This window comes from Xenorhabdus siamensis (assembly GCF_037996745.1).
Lineage (GTDB): Bacteria > Pseudomonadota > Gammaproteobacteria > Enterobacterales > Enterobacteriaceae > Xenorhabdus > Xenorhabdus indica.
The window spans coordinates 221,531-243,314 of sequence record NZ_JBBMXE010000005.1; the positions used below are offsets into that span (position 1 = coordinate 221,531).

At 43.8% G+C, this 21,784-nt stretch carries 23 protein-coding genes; 2 read left to right on the plus strand and 21 right to left on the minus strand.

Annotated features, from left to right (window positions below; genetic code table 11):
- Positions 1-11 precede the first annotated feature (11 nt).
- A complete protein-coding gene (gene paaZ, locus AAC852_RS04920) occupies positions 12-2,075 on the plus strand; it encodes a phenylacetic acid degradation bifunctional protein PaaZ (RefSeq protein ID WP_340620063.1) in 2,064 nt (687 codons plus the stop codon).
- A 93-nt stretch (positions 2,076-2,168) separates the two neighbouring features.
- On the opposite strand, the gene AAC852_RS04925 is transcribed toward paaZ, so the two are convergent.
- The 14 genes from AAC852_RS04925 to gntX all read right to left on the minus strand — a co-directional run bounded on the left by AAC852_RS04925 (position 2,169) and on the right by gntX (position 15,485).
- Positions 2,169-2,570, minus strand: coding sequence for a nucleotidyl transferase AbiEii/AbiGii toxin family protein (locus AAC852_RS04925; RefSeq protein WP_340620238.1), 402 nt, complete (start codon positions 2,568-2,570; stop codon positions 2,169-2,171).
- 15 nt (positions 2,571-2,585) lie between these two features.
- Positions 2,586-3,674, minus strand: coding sequence for an aminotransferase class I/II-fold pyridoxal phosphate-dependent enzyme (locus AAC852_RS04930; RefSeq protein ID WP_340620239.1), 1,089 nt, complete (start codon positions 3,672-3,674; stop codon positions 2,586-2,588).
- Between the two features lie 33 nt (positions 3,675-3,707).
- Entirely contained in the window at positions 3,708-5,090 is a 1,383-nt protein-coding gene (locus AAC852_RS04935) for a YhfT family protein (RefSeq protein WP_340620064.1), read from the minus strand.
- Positions 5,091-5,100: 10 nt separating this feature from the next.
- A complete protein-coding gene (locus tag AAC852_RS04940) occupies positions 5,101-5,481 on the minus strand; it encodes a DUF2620 domain-containing protein (RefSeq protein WP_340620065.1) in 381 nt (126 codons plus the stop codon).
- A 42-nt stretch (positions 5,482-5,523) separates the two neighbouring features.
- Entirely contained in the window at positions 5,524-6,492 is a 969-nt protein-coding gene (locus AAC852_RS04945) for a phosphotriesterase-related protein (RefSeq protein WP_340620066.1), read from the minus strand.
- A 133-nt stretch (positions 6,493-6,625) separates the two neighbouring features.
- Entirely contained in the window at positions 6,626-7,813 is a 1,188-nt protein-coding gene (locus tag AAC852_RS04950; RefSeq protein WP_340620067.1) for a YhfX family PLP-dependent enzyme, read from the minus strand.
- A gap of 104 nt (positions 7,814-7,917) precedes the next feature.
- Positions 7,918-8,280: a PRD domain-containing protein gene (locus AAC852_RS04955; RefSeq protein ID WP_340620240.1), complete on the minus strand. Its 363-nt coding sequence runs from the start codon at positions 8,278-8,280 to the stop codon at positions 7,918-7,920.
- 77 nt (positions 8,281-8,357) lie between these two features.
- On the minus strand, positions 8,358-9,266 hold the full coding sequence (yhfZ, locus tag AAC852_RS04960; protein WP_340620068.1) for a GntR family transcriptional regulator YhfZ: 909 nt from the start codon (positions 9,264-9,266) through the stop codon (positions 8,358-8,360).
- Positions 9,267-10,108: 842 nt separating this feature from the next.
- A complete protein-coding gene (gene glpD, locus AAC852_RS04965; RefSeq protein ID WP_340620069.1) occupies positions 10,109-11,614 on the minus strand; it encodes a glycerol-3-phosphate dehydrogenase in 1,506 nt (501 codons plus the stop codon).
- Between the two features lie 307 nt (positions 11,615-11,921).
- Positions 11,922-12,680 carry a DeoR/GlpR family transcriptional regulator gene (locus AAC852_RS04970; protein WP_340620070.1) on the minus strand — a complete coding sequence of 253 codons (759 nt, stop codon included), beginning with the start codon at positions 12,678-12,680 and terminating at the stop codon, positions 11,922-11,924.
- Positions 12,681-12,738: 58 nt separating this feature from the next.
- Positions 12,739-13,575, minus strand: a complete 837-nt coding sequence (gene glpG, locus AAC852_RS04975) for a rhomboid family intramembrane serine protease GlpG (RefSeq protein WP_340620071.1) — start codon at positions 13,573-13,575, stop codon at positions 12,739-12,741.
- Positions 13,576-13,699: 124 nt separating this feature from the next.
- Positions 13,700-14,023, minus strand: a complete 324-nt coding sequence (gene glpE / locus AAC852_RS04980; protein WP_340620072.1) for a thiosulfate sulfurtransferase GlpE — start codon at positions 14,021-14,023, stop codon at positions 13,700-13,702.
- A gap of 143 nt (positions 14,024-14,166) precedes the next feature.
- Positions 14,167-14,742 carry a Fe-S biogenesis protein NfuA gene (gene nfuA, locus AAC852_RS04985; protein WP_038264683.1) on the minus strand — a complete coding sequence of 192 codons (576 nt, stop codon included), beginning with the start codon at positions 14,740-14,742 and terminating at the stop codon, positions 14,167-14,169.
- Between the two features lie 59 nt (positions 14,743-14,801).
- Positions 14,802-15,485 (minus strand): DNA utilization protein GntX, encoded by a 684-nt coding sequence (gene gntX, locus AAC852_RS04990; protein ID WP_340620073.1) that lies wholly within the window; start codon positions 15,483-15,485, stop codon positions 14,802-14,804.
- A 54-nt stretch (positions 15,486-15,539) separates the two neighbouring features.
- Here gntX and bioH point away from each other — a divergent pair, with 54 nt between their 5' ends.
- Positions 15,540-16,319 carry a pimeloyl-ACP methyl ester esterase BioH gene (gene bioH, locus AAC852_RS04995; protein WP_340620074.1) on the plus strand — a complete coding sequence of 260 codons (780 nt, stop codon included), beginning with the start codon at positions 15,540-15,542 and terminating at the stop codon, positions 16,317-16,319.
- Between the two features lie 96 nt (positions 16,320-16,415).
- Here bioH and AAC852_RS05000 read toward each other — a convergent pair whose 3' ends face one another.
- The 7 genes from AAC852_RS05000 to AAC852_RS05030 all read right to left on the minus strand — a co-directional run bounded on the left by AAC852_RS05000 (position 16,416) and on the right by AAC852_RS05030 (position 21,717).
- A complete protein-coding gene (locus AAC852_RS05000) occupies positions 16,416-16,859 on the minus strand; it encodes an OsmC family protein (RefSeq protein WP_323864871.1) in 444 nt (147 codons plus the stop codon).
- 109 nt (positions 16,860-16,968) lie between these two features.
- Entirely contained in the window at positions 16,969-17,430 is a 462-nt protein-coding gene (locus AAC852_RS05005; protein ID WP_340620075.1) for an RES family NAD+ phosphorylase, read from the minus strand.
- Positions 17,427-17,873 (minus strand): type II RES/Xre toxin-antitoxin system antitoxin, encoded by a 447-nt coding sequence (gene parS / locus AAC852_RS05010; RefSeq protein ID WP_340620076.1) that lies wholly within the window; start codon positions 17,871-17,873, stop codon positions 17,427-17,429. Before parS ends, AAC852_RS05005 begins: the two co-directional genes overlap by 4 nt.
- Positions 17,874-17,978: 105 nt before the next feature.
- Complete coding sequence (locus tag AAC852_RS05015) at positions 17,979-18,218, minus strand: FeoC-like transcriptional regulator (protein WP_340620077.1); 240 nt, start codon at positions 18,216-18,218, stop codon at positions 17,979-17,981.
- 8 nt (positions 18,219-18,226) lie between these two features.
- Complete coding sequence (feoB, locus tag AAC852_RS05020; RefSeq protein ID WP_340620241.1) at positions 18,227-20,569, minus strand: Fe(2+) transporter permease subunit FeoB; 2,343 nt, start codon at positions 20,567-20,569, stop codon at positions 18,227-18,229.
- A gap of 68 nt (positions 20,570-20,637) precedes the next feature.
- Positions 20,638-20,868: a ferrous iron transporter A gene (feoA, locus tag AAC852_RS05025; RefSeq protein ID WP_038261750.1), complete on the minus strand. Its 231-nt coding sequence runs from the start codon at positions 20,866-20,868 to the stop codon at positions 20,638-20,640.
- Positions 20,869-21,186: 318 nt separating this feature from the next.
- A complete protein-coding gene (locus AAC852_RS05030; protein ID WP_340620078.1) occupies positions 21,187-21,717 on the minus strand; it encodes a pyridoxamine 5'-phosphate oxidase family protein in 531 nt (176 codons plus the stop codon).
- Positions 21,718-21,784: the final 67 nt, after the last annotated feature.

The following is a 21,784-nucleotide window of genomic DNA, read 5'->3' on the forward strand; positions in this document are numbered from 1 at the left end:
TGGAGAAAAAAATGCAACAGTTAACCAGTTATATATGTGGTGCCTGGGTTTATGGGAAAGGTAATGCCAGAATTATTCACCATGCAGTAAATGGTAAAGCCTTGTATCAGGTATGTTCAGATGGGTTACCGCTGGCTGATAGTCTCAGTTATGCCCGGGAAAAAGGGGGCAAAGCTCTCGCGGCGATGACATTCCAGCAGCGGGCTCAGATGATGAAAGCCGTTGCAAAGCATCTGCTTGCTAATAAAGAAGCCTTGTATGCTATTTCAGCAGAAACTGGGGCGACCCGTTCGGATGGTTGGATCGATATTGAAGGAGGTATCGCGACGTTATTTTCTTATGCGGGTCTGGCAGGACGTGAGTTACCGGATGATGTTCTGTGGCCGGAAGATGAGATGATCCCACTGTCGAAACAGTCCCAGTTTGTCGCTCGCCATGTTCTGACCTCTCGTCCCGGCGTTGCGCTACATATCAATGCGTTTAACTTCCCTTGCTGGGGAATGTTGGAAAAACTGGCTCCGACCTGGATGGCGGGTATGCCAGCAATTATCAAACCTGCGACCGCATCAGCACAATTAACACAGGCGATGGTGAAATTGATCCTCGATAGTGGTTTAGTGCCGGAAGGCGCATTGCAATTGATCTGTGGTGGCATTGGTGATCTGTTTGATCATCTCGATTATCAAGATGCGGTCACTTTTACTGGTTCAGCCCAGACTGGGCAAAAATTAAGGATTCATCCACGGCTGGTTGAAAAATCAATTTCATTCACGATGGAAGCAGATTCCCTTAACTGCTGTATTTTAGGGGAGGATGTCACGCCGGAAATGCCAGAATTCGGTGTGTTCATTAAGGAAGTTGTTCGTGAGATGACGGTAAAAGCAGGGCAAAAATGTACGGCTATCCGGCGTATTATTGTGCCTGTCAGTCAACTTGAGGCGGTTAAACAAGCGTTGCTTAAACGTCTGTCTGGTGTAGTAGTGGGCGACCCTGCTTTACCGGATGTCCGTATGGGAGCATTAATCAACCTTGAACAACGAGGTGAAGTCCAATCCAAGGTTGATGAGCTGTTACACAGTGGCTGTGAATTACTGTGCGGTGGTGCGTTAGATAAGTTAGTGCTGGCAAATAATACCCACAGCAATGGGGCGTTTTACCCGCCAACTCTGCTTTACTGTGCAGATCCGATGACTAATCAGGCCGTACATGAAACGGAAGCCTTTGGACCAGTTTCCACTTTGATGGCTTATCAGGGCACGGAACAGGCGATTGCTCTGGCCTTGATGGGGCAAGGTAGTTTGGTGGGGTCATTGGTCACGGCAGATGAGCAAATTGCGATGCAGATTATCCGGGCAACAGCTTGTGCTCATGGCCGTGTGTTGATTCTGGATGAGGCGGCATCAGCGGAATCCACAGGACACGGTTCTCCGCTACCTATGTTGGTACATGGCGGGCCGGGACGTGCTGGTGGTGGTGAAGAGTTGGGAGGATTGCGTGCGGTAAAACACTATATGCAGCGAACTGCAATTCAGGCCAGTCCAAGTATGCTGACGGCAATTGGTCGTGAGTGGGTGCGCGGTGCGAAAGTGAAGGAAGATCCTGTTCATCCGTTCCGTAAGTATTTCGAACAAATTGAGATTGGAGAGAGTTTGCTGACTGCTCGCCGGACGGTAACGGAAGCGGATATCGTCAATTTCGCTTGTCTGAGCGGTGATCACTTTTATGCTCATGTGGATAAAATTGGTGCGGCTGAATCTCTGTTTGGTGAGCGTGTGGCACATGGTTACTTTGTTGTATCGGCTGCTGCCGGTCTGTTCGTTGATGCGCCTGTCGGGCCAGTATTGGCGAACTACGGTATGGAAAACCTGCGCTTTATTGAACCAGTGAAAATTGGTGATACGATTCAGGTTCGGTTGACCTGCAAGAAGAAGATCAAGAAAGCTCAGAAGACCCCGGATGACAAGCCACAAGGTGTTGTTATGTGGGATGTACAGGTTTTGAATCAGGAGCAACAGCCTGTCGCCCTTTACAGCATCCTCACATTGGTGGAACGGCAGCAGAGGGATTATGTTTAACTCGTTAATATGCTCTAAATAAGGGAGATAAAGTGCCTGAGGAACAATATTAATAAAACAAAGTGGTGACATTCCTCAGGCCAACTTTTACATTTACATCCAGAATTCGGGTTGATCATTATTATTGGAGAGCGAAAGTTGCAGCTTTTTGAATAGTTCTTCTAAGCTTGAAATTAAATAAGGGATAAATTTTCCGTTTCCTAAAGTACGTGTAAAGACATCATTTGGCAAAAAACGCTCCATTTCCGCCATGAACGCTTGACCAGTGATCACTTCTGGTAAGGATTGGCGGCACTGTTTTAAGGGAGTAAAATTTGTCAGTTTGTAGTCAGCAATTTTTTTCTTCACCAAATCAGTGTCTAATTTGGCATTTTGTTGTTGTAACCAAACCAAATCCCAAATGTCCCGATGGTGCACATAATTTCTGGTAGCAGGTAATGCAATCAGTTTGTCTGCCATAATTTCATCTAAGGTTTCGACATGTATCCTGGGTATATCGTCATACCTGCTTCAAGGTTTATATCGACAACTTGCCTGTAATATACGAATAATTGTTTCAGCCCCGCTGCGATTAGGGTTGATGCGGATCATGCGTTTCTCCAAAGAGGGATCCGCCTGACGAAATGTGCCGGAAATTCGGTAAAACAGTGGGGGAATTTCAAATTTCGATTCTGCACCGACGGGATAAGGTAATGCACCCAATGTGTGTGCTGTGGTCAGTACGGCATCTGCAATCGGTTCGTGAAATTCCACTAAGACAACTTTTGACTGAGCGTTAGCGATAAATGCCTGCTTCACTTGTGGCACTTCACCCTGATTCAGCCTTGTCACCAGAGATTCATTCACTTCAGACTGTACTGCGTGCATGACCGGGGCGAATACTAATCCACGTAATGCTTCCATCGCCTGATAACCTTGGATCTGGCAGCCACCGGAGTACATGCCGTGGCGCAGTTTATCAATCACAGTCTGTTGGCCGATAACCACGCCTACGCCTTGTGGCCCCAGTAGTTTGAAGCAAGAAAAGGCAGAAAGGGTTGCACCATATTCACAACCAATATGTGGCACTTTCATTGCGGCATAATTGTCATCTACTAATGAAGGAATGTGGTATTGATTTAAGATGGCAATGATATCTTGTAGGGCATAGTCATCATCAATTTTTTGCCGTGTATGCTGGATCAGGCAGGCTGCTGGCTGATGCTGTTTAAGGCGGGTCTCTAGTTGGTTCGTACAGTTGAAATCGGCATATACAACATTAAGACCCATTTGTTCAATTGATGTTTTTGTTGTGGGATAAATGGGGGCATCATGCGCCAGTAATGTCTCATGAGGACGAAGCAGTGCCGACAGCCCGGCACGTAAAGCGCCGGTTCCAGCACCATTGACCAAGGCCGCTGCTTCAGCCCCGAAGTACTCGGCGATTACCCTTTCAATACGCTGAGTCATCCGGGGTTGATGGAGATCCGGGACTAAGCCCAGATCGCCTTGTGAGAGAAAATCAGCTCCGGGAAAGTGACGACAGATAATATCCACCAGCTTAAATTGCTGCTGTTGGGCTTGTACCATAGTCATACTCTCCAGTGGATAGCTTTGCAATGAAGCTGTTTTCATTCTCTTATTTTTTTCCTGTTAATTGATTCCTGCTAAATAGAGCACGTTGGCAAGAATACCTACCGCAATGGTGGCAATCGGGCCTATTGCCATTTCAACCAAAGGACGTTTGGACGTCCGATTGAGCAGGTAGATACCTGCCACAATCATAAAGCCCATACCCGGTAGAATCGCGTTGGAAGCAATCATACCACCAACCAACAGGGCGACTTCGAGCATTTTGGTGATCGCGGTACGAATGTGGCCACTACAGGCTTTAACGCCGGGGTATTTATCCAGCCAGATTGCAATTTTCGCCAGCAACTGGATCTCAATAAACATAGTGATACTGCCTGCAATAAAGGCGAGCCACGGGTTATTGGTTGCCAGACCTGCCACGAAGACGAATTTCATCCCGTTGGGGCTATATACGCCAGTGGCGATTGCCGTCGTACCGACCAGCGGAACAAACCCGATGGCACGAGCCAACGCTACCAACAAGGCGTTGGTTTGCTCGTCTTGCGCCATTAATTGCAGTGATACTGGGCCTTCTGCCAGCAGGCTGAAAGACATGGTAGCTGCACTTGCAGTCAGACCACCGCAGAGAATGAGGAGCCATTTGTTTTTCTGAATACGTTCAATACGGGTCGAAAACAGTCCCACTAAGATTTCATTCGCACCTTTTGGTGCTGCTGAGGTTTGATTTGTTGATGGTGGATTATCTGCAAGATGTGCCGGACGTTCACGCATGGCAAAGTAGAACATTGCGATCATCGACAGCAGCAAAGCCGCTCCATTTGGATCGACGCTGACAGGTTTTTCGATTAAACCACCAAAACTAAGCGGGCCAGCGGCTTTGGTCGCCAGATAACCAATCAAAGCGGTTAACATCACTAACAAGCCCTTGCGGTAGCCATATTGGTAGCCGACGACCATCGCAGGGAACAGGGCAAAACAGGCCACAATTGGATCGCCGACTTTCTTCAGATCGTCAGTGAAATTAACTGGCAGCATGGCAAAGAGTTCCACCACTGAACGCAGCCCTGCCAGTAAGGCAATGGCGTACAGCGCGCCAATAATACCTGACGCGATAAACCCTCTGCGACTGTTGGTACACCAGATACCAATCATGTCCGTGCCGAGCAACAGGCTGTGAACCAATACGATTGGCGCTGTCAGCGAAAAGGGGATACCAAATCCCACAACCAGACCGATGCTTAAGGCAAAGCTTGTCGCAGCGAGTGCTTTACGACTCATTCGCCCTTCAAGATATTCAGGAAGCAGTGGACGCAGACCATCATGGAAAACAGCAATACCACGGTTTGCCATCATGGCAGCAATTGCACCAATTGCCGCCAGTAATCCTGCTTTAAAGGGATCGACTTCCATCAATCTCATCAGGAAATCATGAAAATGTTGCATGATATGCTCCTTATTGAGAAATAGTCGTATTTTGAGAAATGATCGCGTTAATGATCACTGGCAGCACAATATCAATATCTTGCCCTGTAAAGCCAAACGCTTTTTTGCCTGCTTTCACATGAGCAATAATCTCATTGTCTGGTAAGATTTTTCCCGGCATGCCAATGGTGGCACAGAGATCTAAGCCGATAAGTGCAATGGCGATTGCCAGTGCTCCTCCTCCTCCGGTATTACAGGCACCAAAATAATAATCGGCATCGCCATTTTTAATCGCCATAGATGCTTCGATATCATTCATGATGACAATCGAGGTAGCTTTATTTCCTGCCAGTTGCCGGATACATTCAGCTATTTTTTCTTTTTCTATTTGTCCACCAACGACAAATTTCATGTTGTTATCCCTCTCTTTAAATTATCTTTTATAAGATATTGTTTATTTTTTGGAAAAAAGCTTATTGAAAAAGTGATGCCGGAAGAATTGTGCAGGGTTGTCACGTAACATTCGGTCTATCTGTGTTTGGGTAAAATCGGCTGCCCGTAGCATCGGAACGAATACAGTCAGTAAGTAATCGAAACCAATTCCTCCGTTGCTTTTCAGATGAGAACGGCGGGTTATATCTTGCGAGAGCATCACTCTGTCGAGTAGCCCACGTTTAGCAATCGCCTGTAACATCGCAATGCGGCTGCTGTCTGGATAGTAATTGTTTTTACCAATGGTATCGAATTGTACCCATGCGCCTTCTTCAAGCAGGGGAATAATCGTGTCCAGATTGTCTTTCAGGTCACAATGACCAATCGCTACATGTTCGGGGGAAACACCCAATTCCCTGAGGAGTGCTAATTGTTCACGCCCCATAGTGCTTAACGTTGTGTGGGTGGAAATAGGACACCCGGTTGCATGATGAGCCAGGGCTGCCGCTGCAAATACTTTTCGCTCATCTTCGGTAATTTGCCCGAAACTGGAGCCGATCTCTGCAATGACGCTGGCTTTTAACTCCGTACCGTCAATGCCTGTTTCAATGTCAGTGATCATATCTTCGGCAATGTCTTGTATGCTTAATTCGCTGAAATGGGCAGGGAAGAAAGGCTGTTTATAATAACCTGTCGAGGCGATGATGTTGACGTGGGTATCACGTACCAAATTCAGCAGAAAGGAGGCATTGCGTCCCATGTAGCGGTTAGTGACTTCCACAATGTTGCGTAATCCTAGCGTATACAAGTGGCGAAGTTCATCAGCAATTAGCTCGTATTGATCTAATCGGCAATCGAGGTTGCCTTTAGCTTCGGATAGATCAATATGCAAATGCTCATGCACATAGGTGTAGCCTGATGTATCAATCCTGGATGAGGAATACGGAGCGGAATGTGTGGGGGTGTTCCCAGTCTTTTTCTGGTATTCCATAACTATTCCATAAATAAAACATAACTATTCCGTAAAAAAATAGTTACGCAGCATGATGCTGTAAATCGACTATAGCGAAAATAACATTATTTAGGGGAGGAATAATATTTACTGTAATACCTCTATAGAGTATTTATTGGGTATAGCCATTGTTTTTCCAGTTACCCTGGCTGTCATAAATACCTTCCAGTTTGGGTTCTCCTGACTGAATCCCTGAAATTAAAGCGACATCGCTGCGGGTTACGAAAATCTGGGCACGAAAACACATAATGACTGGACTACCGATAGGATGGGAGCCTGCTAATGGCAGATGGTAATCAATACAAGGTTCACCTAACCGTAATATGCGTACTGTCTTATAGGAACTATTGTTTTCTTGATTCTTGGCAGGAAAAACCAATGCATGTTTCATATGGCTGCGTTTGTAGTAGCCTCCCCCATAACAATAACTGTTGCCATCGTAGTGATGGGATATCTCTGATACATAAACCATCGCGATATGTTCAGGCTCTCGGCCAATGGTATTGGCAGGTATTGTTCCGGTTAGAGCATGTCCGGGTTCTAAATGAGTTGCACCATATTTCGCTAACAGAGGAATGGTGCTACTGCTGGTTGCAGAAGGTGCATTGATTTGTGAAAGGGAAATGCCGAGTTGTGCGAGCTTATTCCGTGCTCTGATAAGCGTCTGCAAGTTGACAGTTGGCAAGGTTGTCTGATACTGCTCATTCCATGCCAGACAAGGAAAATGGGTCAGGCCACATAGTTTAATACCCGGCATTTGTTTTAAAGCATCAACAGCTTTGTCGATCTCATCAAAGGGAATGCCCGCTTCTTGACAAGTAAAAGATATATCACGTTGAGTAAAGACTTTCAGCATGATGGGCTGAATGCGTCCCAATTTCTCAGCCGCATCGGATATTGCCTGAGCTTTTTCTGTTGAGAATACCGTGATTATGTCGGGATTACGCTTAAGCATGGTTTCTATCAGGTGAGTTGGCGTCTGTACCAGATGACCAATGTGACATAACGGTATGTCGTGTTGGCTCAGGTTATAGGCTTCTTTGAAATCTACAGCTACGGCACCAGGATAACCGAGTTCAATCAGTTTCTTGGTCAACCAGGGATTACGACCAAACTGCTTAGTCATCAAATAGAGTTCAATGCCATGTTGCTTTGCTGTTTGCAGTAAATGTCGGCCATTATTTAACACTTGGTCGACATCAATGATGTAAGTATCTGGTAAGATAACGCCTTGCTGCCAAAGACTTTTTGCTACTTCAATCAATTTAGGGTTCTGTTTTTTTAATGCATTAATAAACATAGATTTCCCTTCATAGCTGCAAAGCAGCCCGTCTGTGCGAAAAATAAAAAATTATTGAAGATTATTAATCTTCATTTTTTTGAATATTTATAGTATAAAAAAGATCAATGAGTTTTTGTTGCAAGTATTAAACCATATAAATTTATCAACAGGTAGCCTTCTTCATTAGGATGTAGGGTGAGCGTAAATTTCTCCAGCAGGGAATGATGAATTGTGAGTAATTGTGAGTAATATTCGGACCGCTCTATTTTTTCCAGAATTTCTTTTTCTATAGGGGAAACGATTTCGCCACGACGTGATCGCATGAAAGCACTTGCCATATGGGTAAGCGCCATTTCACCTTGTGGATGACGGACAGGGATCAACCAGATATCTTCCAGAATATGCACGACATCAAGCATGTTATCGTAGATATCTTTATCAATGACACCGCCTTGCAACAGGATAGCTAACCGTTGTTCTACCATCACTTTTTGTTACACGTCAGAATTTATTTTTTGGTTATTACTTGTTTTGATAGATGCTTGCTATTGGTTAATAGAGGTCAATAAATGGGTTCGATTATACCCGCGATCACATTCTGTTGGTGAGTCAGCAGGGCATCTCTGTCAACCATAGTATGCAAAAGTTGTTGTATAGGAATATTATCCTTACGAGCAAGGATAACGGCTTCGGAAGCTTTGATAAAACACTCACTGTCGTCCGGAAGTTGGGTCATCAGGCCCTCTGCAATTAGCTCGTGACCTTGCCCGACATTCCAGATAGCCGCGTCAATGTGGCCTTTTTTGATTTGATTCAGACATTCATGATAAGAGACCTCGACCAGTTCAATTTCTTTTCCTGTAAAGTACTGCTTTGTCATTATTTTCTGGTCGGCTGAGGTACTGTCTAACCCTACTCGACGGATGGATTCCATCTCACCTCGACGAAAGATTAATCGATGTCTGTCTGTATAACTTTGTGTCCCTAGTGATAGCGCAATATAAATATCTTTAATTTCTGGGTGTTGCTCTGCGGCAAGTCTTGATGTTACTGCTAAGTCATAGACTCCATTCAGTAAACATTCAATGCGGATATCTGAACCTCGCATATGCGCAAAGTAAAAAGGAACTCCTGCACATAATGCTTTTAAACCACTGGCCAGACCCTCATAGGCACGGGTATAAGGAAGAGGCATTGCGCAGACCACATTGCCGATATCGGCGTATTTCAATAACAATTTGTGGTTAATATGCGAGAGAAAACTGCCATTCCGACCACGACGCTTAATCCCAACCGCCTGTGATTGTTCGAGAGATTTTAATGCTGCCTGCATTAAACCTACGGACAACCCACATTCTTTTGCCAGTAATTCTATGGTTTTCAAGCGGTTGCCACATTGTTCAGAGAGGAGATAACGAGCCAGAAATGATTGCGCAATCCCCTCTTTTTTAATGAATGTTTGACTCATCATTACAAGTTTTTATCCATTCTCGTTTATCTTCATAAATTTGAACATAAACCGCAACAAGCGAATTAAAGAAAAGGGAGTAATATCACAATTACGAAATAAATGAAAATTTAAAAAATAATAAAAATTAATATTATCAATATTTTGAAGATATATTTCAATTTTTCATTGAAGATATAATAATAAACATTATGGAAGAATATAGGGAAATTACTTGTCTCTCACTTCTATGTCTGCTGTATTTTTACGCCTGGATGGTGATTTTTACTGCACTATTTGTCATCTTATGAATCAGTTTGATTGTATTTTGTTCTATCGCAAAGTAATTAATTGGATAATTACATTTTTTATTTTAGTCCTATTAAATTTTATTCTATTCTGCTGTAAGAAAAGACAAAATACGTATATTTATTGTTCTGATATTTTATTTTTGATGATTGTGCTGATATAGCATAGGGTTATTATTGGTGAAAATTACAGCAAATGATGTACTAATTGAAATTGAAGATAAAAACGAGAAAAATAAAAACGGTAACTTTCTCCAATCATTTGGGATAACAGTTGGGTATCTTTTCTTGCTTCCCTAATGGTTAACATCAGTTATCTCATATTGTCTTTTCAGCCTATTAATACCCTATCATAGTGGTAAAAATGTACTATCTGAACCATTAGTGGAATTAAATGGAAATCAAGGAATTTTAATAGAACATATTGATGATTGATTTCGAAACTTTATGATTCTTTTGGGGAGAGTGTTGAGTGAAAATAAGCGATTATGATGGAAATAGAAAATGGCGATAAAAAATTACCGCCATTTTGCAAGCGTTTTAATGGGTCAGATTGAATCAATCTTGTGATTGCGTTGACTTAACGTTCTGCGCCAACCAGTCAGCAATACGCTGTTTCTGTTCATCAGTCAGCCACATACCCAACTTGGTGCGACGCCAGATTGCATCATCTAACTGAGTGACCCACTCGTGTGCTACCAGATAACGTAGCTCAGCTTCGTACAGACCGTGACCGAAGAATTCGCCCAAATCTGCCAGCTCGTTTGCACCATGCAAAATGATGTTGCTGTTGCTGCCGTAAGTGCGGGCATAACGTCGCGCTACTCCTTCTGGCAACCAATTATAGCGTTGACGCAGTAAACGGGCGTATCCATCACGGTCATAGCCTTCCAGCTCTCCACCAGGCAGTTTGCCATTTTTAGTCCACGCTTTACCGGCGTTTGGATAATACTGTGCCAGTTTATCCATCGCGTGTTCGGCGAGTTTACGGTAAGTCGTTAGTTTACCACCGAAGACAGATAGAAGTGGTGTTTGTCCCTGCTCATCTTGAACATCCAGCGTGTAATCACGGGTGATAGCCTGTGGTGAATCGGATTCATCATCACATAGTGGGCGCACACCGGAGTAAGTCCAGACCACATCAGTACGGCTAAGTTGCTTCTTGAAGTGATCATTATAAACTTTCAACAGATAATCGATTTCTTGATCGTCGATTTTGACTTCTTTTGGATCGCCTTTGTATTCAACGTCTGTTGTACCGATGATGGAGAATTCATCATTCCACGGGATCACAAACACGATACGGTTATCTTCGTTTTGCAGGATATAGGCCTGAGGCTCATCGTGAACGCGAGGTACAATGAGGTGACTGCCCTTGATCAGACGGATACCATAAGGGGATTTCAGTTTCAGGCCGTTATCAAAGAAGCTTTTAACCCACGGGCCAGTTGCGTTAACTAGACCTTTTGCCTGCCATATTTTGGTCTCACCCGTGGAGTGATCTTTGGCTTCTACCATCCAGTGGCCATTTTCCCGCCATGCACGGGTGACTTGAGTGCGGGTACGGACTTCACCGCCATGTTTTTGGATTTCCTGCGCATTCAGCACGACCAGACGTGCATCGTCAACCCAACAGTCAGAATATTCAAATCCACGGCTAATGGAAGGTTTCAGAACTGAGTTTGTACCGAATTTCAGCCCCTTACTACCCGGTAAACTCACACGTTTGCCCAAGTGATCGTAAAGGAACAGGCCAATGCGGATCATCCAGGCCGGGCGCAAGTGTGGCTGATGTGGAAGACGAAAACGCATAGGGAATGCAATGTGGGGAGCCAGTTTTAATAAGACTTCGCGTTCTGCCAGTGCTTCACTGACTAGACGGAATTCATAATGTTCCAGATAGCGCAGGCCACCGTGGATCAGTTTGGAACTGGCTGATGACGTGGCACTGGCTAAGTCCTGGCCTTCTAACAGCAGGACAGAAAGTCCTCGGCCGGCAGCATCTGCCGCAATACCAACGCCGTTGATTCCGCCGCCAATAACAATTAAGTCTTTGGTTTCCATCGCATACCCTCTGAAATGTTCGAAACAGTTCTTTAATGTTCGTTTTCGCTCATGGATTGTAATCAAAATTTCATCAATCGCCAACTATTAACTAGAAAAAAACATATTTACGTGATGCAGATAACAGATATTTATCCTATGTATAAGATTAATAAGGAAATTGACAGAAGCAAGTCAGAGGCAGAGAGTTCGTGTGAGGATACAAAGAAGAAAGGCTGAAATTGTGAACGGGAGAAACGGGGGCTGGCATAGCCCGCCTGTTTTTTAGGCGGGGCATAAACAAAATATAACTAACATGATCCCGGTTTTAACACAGTTCCAGTTTAACGTTATATTGTTCGATGATTTTCTGGATGTTGGATGGTGGTGCTTTATCCGTGAACAGAAAATCGATCAGGTTCATATTACCGAGGTTAACCATGGCGCTGCGGCCAAATTTGGAATGATCTGCAACCAGCATGACGCAGCGCGAATTTTCGATAATTGCGCGTTTGGTTCGGACTTCATGGTAATCGAACTCTAACAGAGAACCATCAGAGTCAATGCCGCTAATGCCGAGGATACCGAAATCAAGACGGAATTGGGAGATGAAATCCAGCGTTGCTTCACCAATGATGCCACCATCACGGGAACGTACTTCGCCACCTGCCAGAATCAGGCGGAAATCTTCTTTACCCATGAGCAGGGTTGCAACATTAAGGTTGTTGGTGACAATGCGCAAATCCCGATGATTGATTAATGCGTGGGCTACCGCCTCTGGGGTGGTGCCAATATCAATGAATAGGGTTGCACCATTTGGAATCTGGGTAGCAACTTGCCGGGCGATGCGGGCTTTTTCATCTGACCACATAATCTTGCGATCATGGTAAGCCGTGTTGACGGAGCTGGAGGGTAAAGCGGCACCACCGTGATGACGTTGGATCTTATTTTTGTCGGCCAATTCGTTCAAATCACGCCGGATTGTTTGTGGGCTGACGTCAAAGTGTTCAACCAGCTCTTCAGTGCTGACATAACCTTGAAGACGCACCAGCTCGATTATTGCATCATGTCGTTGCGTTTGCTTCACAACATTCCCCTAATGTTTTACCTAAATTAATTATAATTGACTGACTTTATTTGGAATATTATTCATTTTTTTGTTTGCGTAAATTGTCCCATAATCCCATCAATAACCCGATGATTAAGCCTGAAAAATGGGCTGCATTGGCGATATTGAGCGAAAACATATTGAAATAGCCAACGAATAACCAAATAACCGAGATGGCGATAAGCCCTCTGGGAGCACTGACTCCCTTTCCGGGAGACATTTCTCCTGTCAGCCAAACATAACCGATCAGAGCATAGACCACACCGGAAAGCCCACCAAAATGCGAGCCACTGAACAGCGATTGTGCCCAGCCACTGAAAAATGCAGAAACTATTGTGATTTCAATGAGTTTTGCTGTGTTAATATTTTTTTCAACCTGACTGCCGAAATACCACCAAAGTACCAAATTAAACAGGATATGTAGCAATGAAAAGTGCAGTAATATGGGGCTGATCCAGCGCCACAGTTCCAGATATTGCTCATTATTGGGCCATGCCAGCCAGCGCATAACCTCATTAATTCCAGTAAACTGCATCCAGAGATAAACCAGAATACAGAGCGCGATTATAGCGACAGTTAATGGGCCGGACTGGCTTTTTAGCGTGTTCCAGCTCAGGTTGTTATGGTATTGCAAAGGTGTGTTTGATTTACCTGTTTGCCAGCTGGCGGCTTGATAGCGTTCATTAAGCGGATCACGGGCAAACGTGTTGAGTTCTTGTTCAACAAAATTTAATTGGCTTTCATCTTCCAGCCACAATTCAACCACATGCGGTTCATTGGCAGGACGCATGGTCAGATGGATATCCTGCGTCGCCATATAATCAATGAAGGCTTGAGCCAGTCTTGGGTTAGATATTGAAGTTACATGGATCATTGCGCGTTTTATCTGCCTTAAATTGGGGTTAATGGCACAGGAGCTTGTTATGTAGTAACGGACTGTACCGTAGTTAAAGACTCCGTACTTAAAGACGCCATAGTAAATAGCAAAAGATTAAAACTTATTCAGAATGAACAGCATGAGGATAATCTTTTTTCCACTCTTCAAAGCCACCGTTAACGCTGTACACCGTTTCGAAACCAATATTGATTAGGTACTGGGCAGCGCCCTGACTGCTGTGCCCATGATAACACATCACCATGACCGGTTGGTCAAAGTCGGCTTCTTGCAGGAACTTATTGATAGTTTCATTCGTTAAATGAAATGCACCTGTTACATGCCCTGCACGGAAACTTTGCGGATCACGGATATCCACCATTAGAGCGCTTTTATCGAGCCAGTTTTGGTAGGCTTGTTCAGAGCTTATTGTTTGAAAATGATCCATAAATACTCAATGTTATTTCTTAAATTTTCATTTTAAGGTGTTAGTTTCTTAATAATCTTATTTTATAACTCTACAGCCTTCCCAATTTTGGTATTGGGAAGGCACGACCAAGCAAGCAGAAGTACTAAGAACAGAAAATAAAATTAGTAGTAAGAGTGTTCACCACGCTGATGTTCGGTCAGGTCTTTGACGCCTTTCAGTTCAGGGAACATCTGTAACAACTGTTTTTCAATCCCTTCTTTCAGGGTGACATCGACCATAGAACAACCGTTGCAACCACCACCAAATTGCAGGATGGCATAACCATCATCGGTGATTTCCATCAGGCTAACACGGCCACCATGACCTGCGAGTTGAGGGTTGATCTGTGATTGCAGGAGATATTCAACGCGCTCAATCAGTGGTGCATCGTCTGCTACTTTACGCATTTTGGCGTTTGGTGCTTTCAGGGTCAGTTGGGAGCCAAGTTGGTCAGTCACAAAATCAATGACAGCCTCTTCCAGAAAAGGAGCACTGACTTCATCAACATAAGCAGAAAGCTTGTCAAATTTTAATTCGGTATCAGTGGCTTCAACAGCATCAGGTGGGCAATAGGAAACACCGCATTCAGCAGTCGGCGTTCCTGGATTAATGACAAAAACGCGGATTTGTGTACCCGGTTCTTGATTTGCCAGTAGCTTGGCAAAGTGCGCTTGCGCTGCTTCAGTAATATTAATCATGTCATTTGCTCAATAGTTGACTGTTCTAGTTGGTTATAATACGCCCATTCATGAAGGAACTACAAGGTTCGGCATATTGCCCAGGCTTGCACGGAACGGGCACCCGCACGAATTAACAACTGTGTGGTTTCGTGCAGAGTTGTGCCTGTAGTGATCACATCATCGAAAATGGCGACATGTTGATCAGTAAAATTGCCGCGCAATTGAAAGGCCTGCTTAAGATTGGTTTTCCTTTGGGCGGCAGATAAGCCCCGTTGTGTGAGTGTAGCACGTGTGCGTTGTAAAATATTGGGTTGATATTGGCATTGCAACCAGCGTGCCAAAGGGTTGATGATAAGTTCAACTTGGTCAAACCCTCGTCGCCAGCGCTTCTGATGGTGCAGGGGAATGCCAAGGATGTAATCCGGTTTGCTCCAACGGCCTTCACGATAACCTTGCAACCAATGCAGAAGAAACAGACGAGCCAATACTGGCGCTATTTGTGGTGCACCATGATATTTGTAGCGCCGGATAAGCTGGTTCAGCGGTGGAACGTAATCAGTCACAGCGATAAGCCGTTGCCATGGAGGTGGATTTTTCAGGCAGCGGCCACAGAGGAAATCACTGGATTCGGCAGGTAACGCGCAACGCGGACAAACACGCTCTAATCGTTTTAGTCCCTGGTTGCAGATATGGCAGATTCCATGATGGGCAAAATACAAATTTTGGTGGCATAGCCAACAGTATCCAACCATTGTTAGCATAGTTTTCTTCCTTGATGAAAAATCCTTGATGACAAATAAAAGGTGAGAATAACAATGGGTAAGTTATTTTGGCAGACTTTAGGTGAAGTTCCTCGTGATATTGTGATGCTGCATGGATGGGGGCTGAATGCTGAAGTTTGGCGTTCAGTGGAAACACGACTGGCTTCGCATTTTCGTTTACATTTAGTGGACTTGCCGGGATATGGCCGCAGTCAGCCGTATCCGGCTATGACACTGAAAGAGATGGCCGAGACAGTGTGGCAACAGGCACCAGAAAATGCCTGGTGGCTTGGATGGTCGTTGGGAGGATTAGTCGCTAGTCAGATTGCGTTAGATCATCCTGAACAAGTGGCCGGATTAATCACAGTGGCATCTTCCCCAAAATTCAGTGAAGACGGGGATTGGCCGGGAATCAAACCAACTGTTCTGAGCGCTTTCAAACACCAACTGAGCGAAGATTTCCAGAAAACTATTGAGCGTTTTCTGGCACTGCAAACGTTGGGAACAGATAGCGCGCGTCAGGATGCTCGTTTATTGAAATCGGTGGTATTGAACCAACCAATGCCAACCGTGGAAGTGCTCAATGCGGGGCTGGAAATTCTGTGCACGGAGGATTTGAGGGCTGAATTGGCACAGCTTCAATTACCTTTCTTACGCATCTATGGCTATCTTGATGGTTTAGTGCCACGCAAGATTGCTGCATTACTTGACAGTCAGTGGCCGCATACACGCTCTGTTACTATGCGCAATGCGGCTCATGCTCCATTTATTTCTCATCCTGATGAATTTGTGGATGTCTTGATAGATTTTGTGGATGGTGAAATGGCTTATTGATAATTACTCAACATGGTAATTACTCATAATTACATATAAAAAATTACCCCTAACAATAATGTTATGGGTAATAAATATTACGGGGAAATTGATCACTTATCTGACAGGATAAATTTCAGTTACAATTTCCGGCGTATTGACGATAGTATCGAGTATAGGGCAATTACTTTCTACAAACTGGATAAAGTCGCGAATTTCTTGGTCAGTATTATCTGCCTTTATATAATATTTTGACGTGATTTTGGAAAAACCGATTTTGGCATTTTTATTTTTACCTGTGAAACCATCAGTATCTAATTCGCCTTCCATTTTTATCTGAATATCGATCAAATTGATTTTATGTTTGCGGGCAAAACTTTTCGCAACAATACACTGACAGGCTCCGAAAGCTGAAAGAAGTGCTTCCACGGGGTTCATGGCTTCATCTGTTCCACCCAGATTTTTGGGTTCATCCACATGAAAGGTAAAACCCCGTGATGAGCACTTCATTTTAAGGTGACCAGCAGACTCTATTGTTGCAGCAAATAACTCTTTAGGCATATTAGTATCCTCAGGTTATTAATAATAATAAAACTGCATATGAAATAATAAGAAAACGGTTTTTATTTTTCAATTTATCACAATGGATAAGTGAATTACCGTGCTGTTGTTAACGAATTAGGCGTTGGTCGAATGTAAAGTCTAATTCTTTAACTGATTCAATGGCTGTGGAAAATTTAGGGTGGTTTGGGTTGATAATGGCGTTGTTTTCGTAAGGAACTATACAAGAAGGAATTATCAGAGCGACATTTTCTGCCGCACTTAACCAGCCACTACCTATATTCATGGTTGAAACAGGTGTGGGATCACGCCTCCAGTTATCAGGAAGATAGCTGTGATCCAGGTAATCCACATTTTTATCTGCTAATTCAATAGAAAATAGCTGGTATTCTTCAAGAAGGCTTTCTTTCGAGGTGTGGACATACAGTTCTAGTGTAGCAAGGGCGATGGAGCTGGACACATAGACAGCATGGTATCCCTTATGGTTCCAGCGCCCACCAAATCTTTTGGCTCCATACCCTGTCCATGCTTCATTAGCATGAATGGATTTGACTAATCGGTAAAAAATCATGCAATAACACCATGTTCCAGGCGGCCAATGAGATCCATCACTTCAAGAGCACCACTTTCTGTTGAGATAAGGGAAATCGGTGCAATATTACCTAGCCCTTTAACAGGCTCTTTAAGCCAATGATAGGCTGCTTCTTTATCACCATTGAAGAAATTGATGGCTGCATCAAACACGCGAACCAAGCGAGCTATACGTTCGCTTTCATCAGGTGAAAATGGGCGACTAGAACTTTTACGACGTGCAACATTACGTTCATTGATACCAGCAATGCGAAGAATATCGGCTTTAGATATTTCTGAGTCTCGATGAAGATTATCCAGCACATCAAGTGGTAATCCAGCTTGTAAGGTTTCGATCAGATCACTTCCCCGATTTGCTGGTAGTCCGACAGAGCGCCAGAGAGCTTTCTTACCGATCGTATCATTTGGTACATAGATTCTCATAAATCACTCCCCAAAAAAATGACAAATGTCATAAAGACTATATGACATTTGTCTGCCTTAGGCAATCTGCTTAAGTATTCCTAACGGGGAAATATGAGATATTGCTTAATCTTTTATCACCAATTGATACGCCTTAACATCGCATTTTTGTGTTTCCGGGCACTGCTTACAGCCACCACTCAGGCAGGAGGAAATATCCACTTCCTCCAATTTACCCATTGTCACCAGTTGCTTGAGCATAGCTTCTACTATGGACTGTGGTGCTGAAAGCTGATGGCTCAACGATCTAACATCGGTACGTCCATTAAGGGCAACGGTATCCCGGATTTGCAACAGGCTGATCATAATGGCTCCTAGTGACAGCTACCGCCGGAACATTCGCAACTCCGGTCTTTGGTGCTGTGGTCTTTAGTACAATGGTTTTTGGTACTATTCAGTGCAATTGTGACTTTGCTGCGTGCGCGACGTAAGCCAATAAAGACAAATAGATTAAACAGAATGACAGCCAAAATAGTGAGCAAGCTGCTTTGCGGATGTGCAGAAAACGTCGCGACCTGATAGAACAGCGCAGCCAGAGAATAGGCGACGTTTAATCCCCATAGAATGGAAAAAGTCATCCAGCCACGGCTGGTCTCACGGGCAATAGCTCCCATGACAGAAACGCAGGGAACGTATAACAGAACGAAAATCAGGTAACTATAGGCGGCGATAGTTGAACCAAATTTAACGCTCATCACTCCCATAGAACTACTGTCCATATCGCCATCGCCTTTGCTGGCTTCAATCGGGTTAGACAAGGCACTGAGAGTCAATACTTCTTTCAGACTATCCCATGTTTCTGTCACTGAACCTTTCAGCTCATCCAGCAAATTAAACTCATCCGGATTGAATGGTTGTTTAGTGATATTTTCAGCGGTATAAAGCGTATTCAGTGTACCGACAACGACCTCTTTTGCCATTGCTCCCGTGATCAGGCCGACAGTTGCCTGCCAGTTCTCAGCATGTACACCGATAGGCTGAAGGATTGGAGTGATGACTTTACTGACAGACGCCAGAGCAGATTCGTTGATATTGTCCACGGTCTTGCCAGAGAAAGAAAAACTATTGAGAGCGCCGATAAGCATACTAGCGGCAACAATCACTTTACCCGCACGGATGACAAATCCTTTCAGACGTTGCCAGGTCTGGATTAGCAGGGTTTTGGCATGGGGAACATGGTATACCGGCAGCTCCATGACAAAAGGTGATGCTTCGCCACGCATTATGGTGAATTTGAGCAGTAGGCCTGTCAGGATAGCAACGACAATACCGAGGATATACAGAGAAAAGACGATACTTGCGCCCTGTTTATTAAAGAAGGCTGCGGCAAAGACGGCGAAAATAGCCAGCCGTGCACCACAAGACATAAATGGGGCCATCATGATAGTAATCAGTCTTTCGCGTGGAGCATCCAGCGTTCTGGAGCCCATCACGGCCGGGACGTTACAACCGAAGCCAACAATTAGTGGGACGAAGGATTTACCCGGCAATCCCAAAGATTGCATCAATCTGTCCATCACAAATGCTGCCCGGGCCATATAGCCAGAGTCTTCAAGGAAAGAAAGAAACAGGTACATCATGCCGATCTGCGGAACCAATGGCAGCATGGTATTGATACCACCTCCGATGCCCTGCGCAAGGAAAATCGTCAGCCAGCCGGGGAAGTGGAGTGTATGGCCGAGCCACTGCATACCATCAATGAAAATAGCAGAAGAAGCACCATCAAAGATAGGCTGTAAGGCACCACCAATATTAATCGCCAATACGAACATGAGGTACATGACAAACAGAAAGATAGGTACACCTAGCCAGCGATTGAGGATAACTCTGTCCATCGTCTGAGTCAGCTTATTGGGGATTGCGGAGTGGATATCAGTGACTGCCAAACACAATGCGTTGATCGCTTGATAGCGGGCGTCAGCAATAATCAGTTCCGGCTCCTCAATTTGCTGCTGTTGCAGGCGGGTTTTACTTTCAGTCAGTTGCTTCTGAGTCAGGCCCGAACGTGTAAAGCTGTAAATATCACCTTCCAGTACCTGTAAGCTGATCCAACGACGTTGTTGTGGATTGAATTTCTCCGAGATCTGGCTGGCGAGAAGATCGACTTCCTGCAATAAGGTTTTGGGGTAATTAACCAACATCGGCCGAAGAGTTTGTTGATATTGGTCAATGGCATCTTTCAGCGCGTCTATCCCTGTAGAACGGGTAGAAACGAGTGGGATCACCGGACAACCAAGGCGTTGTTCCAGTGCTGTGATATCAATGTTGATATGTTGGCTTTTGGCGATGTCCAACATATTCAGGGCAATAATACAGGGAATGCCAAGCTCGATAATTTGCAACGAAAGATAGAGATTACGTTCCAGATTCGAAGCATCAACGACGTTGATAAACATATCAGCTTCACTACTCAGTATGTAGTGGCAGGCAATTTGCTCGTCAATCGAGGTTTGTTCAGAAATGGTAGTAAGAGAATAAGTACCGGGAAGGTCGACAAGGTCTATTTGATGATTTTGGGTGGAAAAATGCCCAGTTTTACGTTCAACGGTAACTCCAGACCAGTTACCGACTCGTTGTCGGGAGCCTGTAAGTTGGTTAAATAAAGTGGTTTTCCCAGAGTTGGGATTACCGATCAAACCTATAGTTAATTGCTTCATCATACTTTTTACTGATTAGGAATATTGCATGTCATTACATTCAGTTTAGACTGTACTGAATTTAGACTTCATTCTGCTGGATTTACTGCTAATGTGAGGAATGCTAAGTCTTTTTTACGGAGGATAAGATTGACTCTGCGTGTTTCTATTTGAATGGGATCGCCCAAGGGCGCTACCCGGATGACCTGAAATGTGGAACCGGGTAACATTCCCAGAGACAATAACTTCTGTCTGTATGCTGGATTTATCTGTGGAAAGAATCCCAGAATTTTATAGCTTTGATTTGGAGTCAATAACATATAACATTCCGCCAAAATTCGAAAGTTAGTGATTATGAGAATTATTATCCTCAATAAGGCAAAATTCACAAGAAAAAAGTACATTAATTATTTTGAATTAAAGTACTAATGAGAATAATATGCAATACCAATACTATGTATCTATCAGTATTTATCACGAATGATGATGGAATAAGTTGATATTAATCAGATTAATGATGATTTTATTGAAATTAAAGTTATGTAAAGAATGTTGGGGAGAGCTAATAACAAGCTCCAATAAGAAATGGAGCTTGTTGATATTTATTTTTTCTATGAATTTTTCAAATATATTTTGTTTTACTCATTAATTTTTGGTGGATGAAGTAGGTCACTTAATGGCACCGGAACACGGGCATCATCCTGGTGCTCACTCCAAAGTGTCGAGTCATACACCCACCATGCTTCAATTTTCAATTCGTAGAAACGGCGTATCGCATTACCATAATAATCAGTGATAGGACGGGCCTTTTTCTTTCTGATATTCTCATCTGGATAAGTTTTCAGGAAGAAGTAATCATATGTTTCTTGTAATTCATCGTCGGGGACTTGATAGGCATGACCAATGAATTGAGAACCTGCGAGTATCAACGATGAGTCAGGCATAGCGATGCTACTGTATATTGTACCGCTGACACAAGGGTTCATGCACAGCTCCTGAGAGTGCCGGGTATCTTGTTTTGAATACCAAATTAAACTTAATGGATTATATTTAGGAATATAAAAGAGCGTCGATGACCAAACTGATTCTGCGTCTGGATCATTAGTGGCAAGATTAAAAAATCTTATATTGCTGAGTAAGTCAAAACTGCTTTGGACATATTTATTCATAAATTATTCCTTAACAATTTGAATTTTTGCTATGTTTTTAATTTTATTAAATAAATTACCATTATTA

Coding starts and splice junctions, on each gene's coding strand:
- paaZ (WP_340620063.1), top strand. CDS start 12: ATGCAACAGTTAACCAGTTATATATGTGGTGCCTGGGTTTATGGGAAA.
- AAC852_RS04935 (WP_340620064.1), bottom strand. CDS start 5,090: ATGCAACATTTTCATGATTTCCTGATGAGATTGATGGAAGTCGATCCC.
- AAC852_RS04940 (WP_340620065.1), bottom strand. CDS start 5,481: ATGAAATTTGTCGTTGGTGGACAAATAGAAAAAGAAAAAATAGCTGAA.
- AAC852_RS04945 (WP_340620066.1), bottom strand. CDS start 6,492: ATGGAATACCAGAAAAAGACTGGGAACACCCCCACACATTCCGCTCCG.
- AAC852_RS04950 (WP_340620067.1), bottom strand. CDS start 7,813: ATGTTTATTAATGCATTAAAAAAACAGAACCCTAAATTGATTGAAGTA.
- AAC852_RS04955 (WP_340620240.1), bottom strand. CDS start 8,280: ATGGTAGAACAACGGTTAGCTATCCTGTTGCAAGGCGGTGTCATTGAT.
- yhfZ (WP_340620068.1), bottom strand. CDS start 9,266: ATGATGAGTCAAACATTCATTAAAAAAGAGGGGATTGCGCAATCATTT.
- glpD (WP_340620069.1), bottom strand. CDS start 11,614: ATGGAAACCAAAGACTTAATTGTTATTGGCGGCGGAATCAACGGCGTT.
- glpG (WP_340620071.1), bottom strand. CDS start 13,575: ATGATCCATGTAACTTCAATATCTAACCCAAGACTGGCTCAAGCCTTC.
- glpE (WP_340620072.1), bottom strand. CDS start 14,023: ATGGATCATTTTCAAACAATAAGCTCTGAACAAGCCTACCAAAACTGG.
- nfuA (WP_038264683.1), bottom strand. CDS start 14,742: ATGATTAATATTACTGAAGCAGCGCAAGCGCACTTTGCCAAGCTACTG.
- gntX (WP_340620073.1), bottom strand. CDS start 15,485: ATGCTAACAATGGTTGGATACTGTTGGCTATGCCACCAAAATTTGTAT.
- bioH (WP_340620074.1), top strand. CDS start 15,540: ATGGGTAAGTTATTTTGGCAGACTTTAGGTGAAGTTCCTCGTGATATT.
- AAC852_RS05000 (WP_323864871.1), bottom strand. CDS start 16,859: ATGCCTAAAGAGTTATTTGCTGCAACAATAGAGTCTGCTGGTCACCTT.
- AAC852_RS05005 (WP_340620075.1), bottom strand. CDS start 17,430: ATGATTTTTTACCGATTAGTCAAATCCATTCATGCTAATGAAGCATGG.
- parS (WP_340620076.1), bottom strand. CDS start 17,873: ATGAGAATCTATGTACCAAATGATACGATCGGTAAGAAAGCTCTCTGG.
- AAC852_RS05015 (WP_340620077.1), bottom strand. CDS start 18,218: ATGATCAGCCTGTTGCAAATCCGGGATACCGTTGCCCTTAATGGACGT.
- feoB (WP_340620241.1), bottom strand. CDS start 20,569: ATGAAGCAATTAACTATAGGTTTGATCGGTAATCCCAACTCTGGGAAA.
- feoA (WP_038261750.1), bottom strand. CDS start 20,868: ATGTTATTGACTCCAAATCAAAGCTATAAAATTCTGGGATTCTTTCCA.
- AAC852_RS05030 (WP_340620078.1), bottom strand. CDS start 21,717: ATGAATAAATATGTCCAAAGCAGTTTTGACTTACTCAGCAATATAAGA.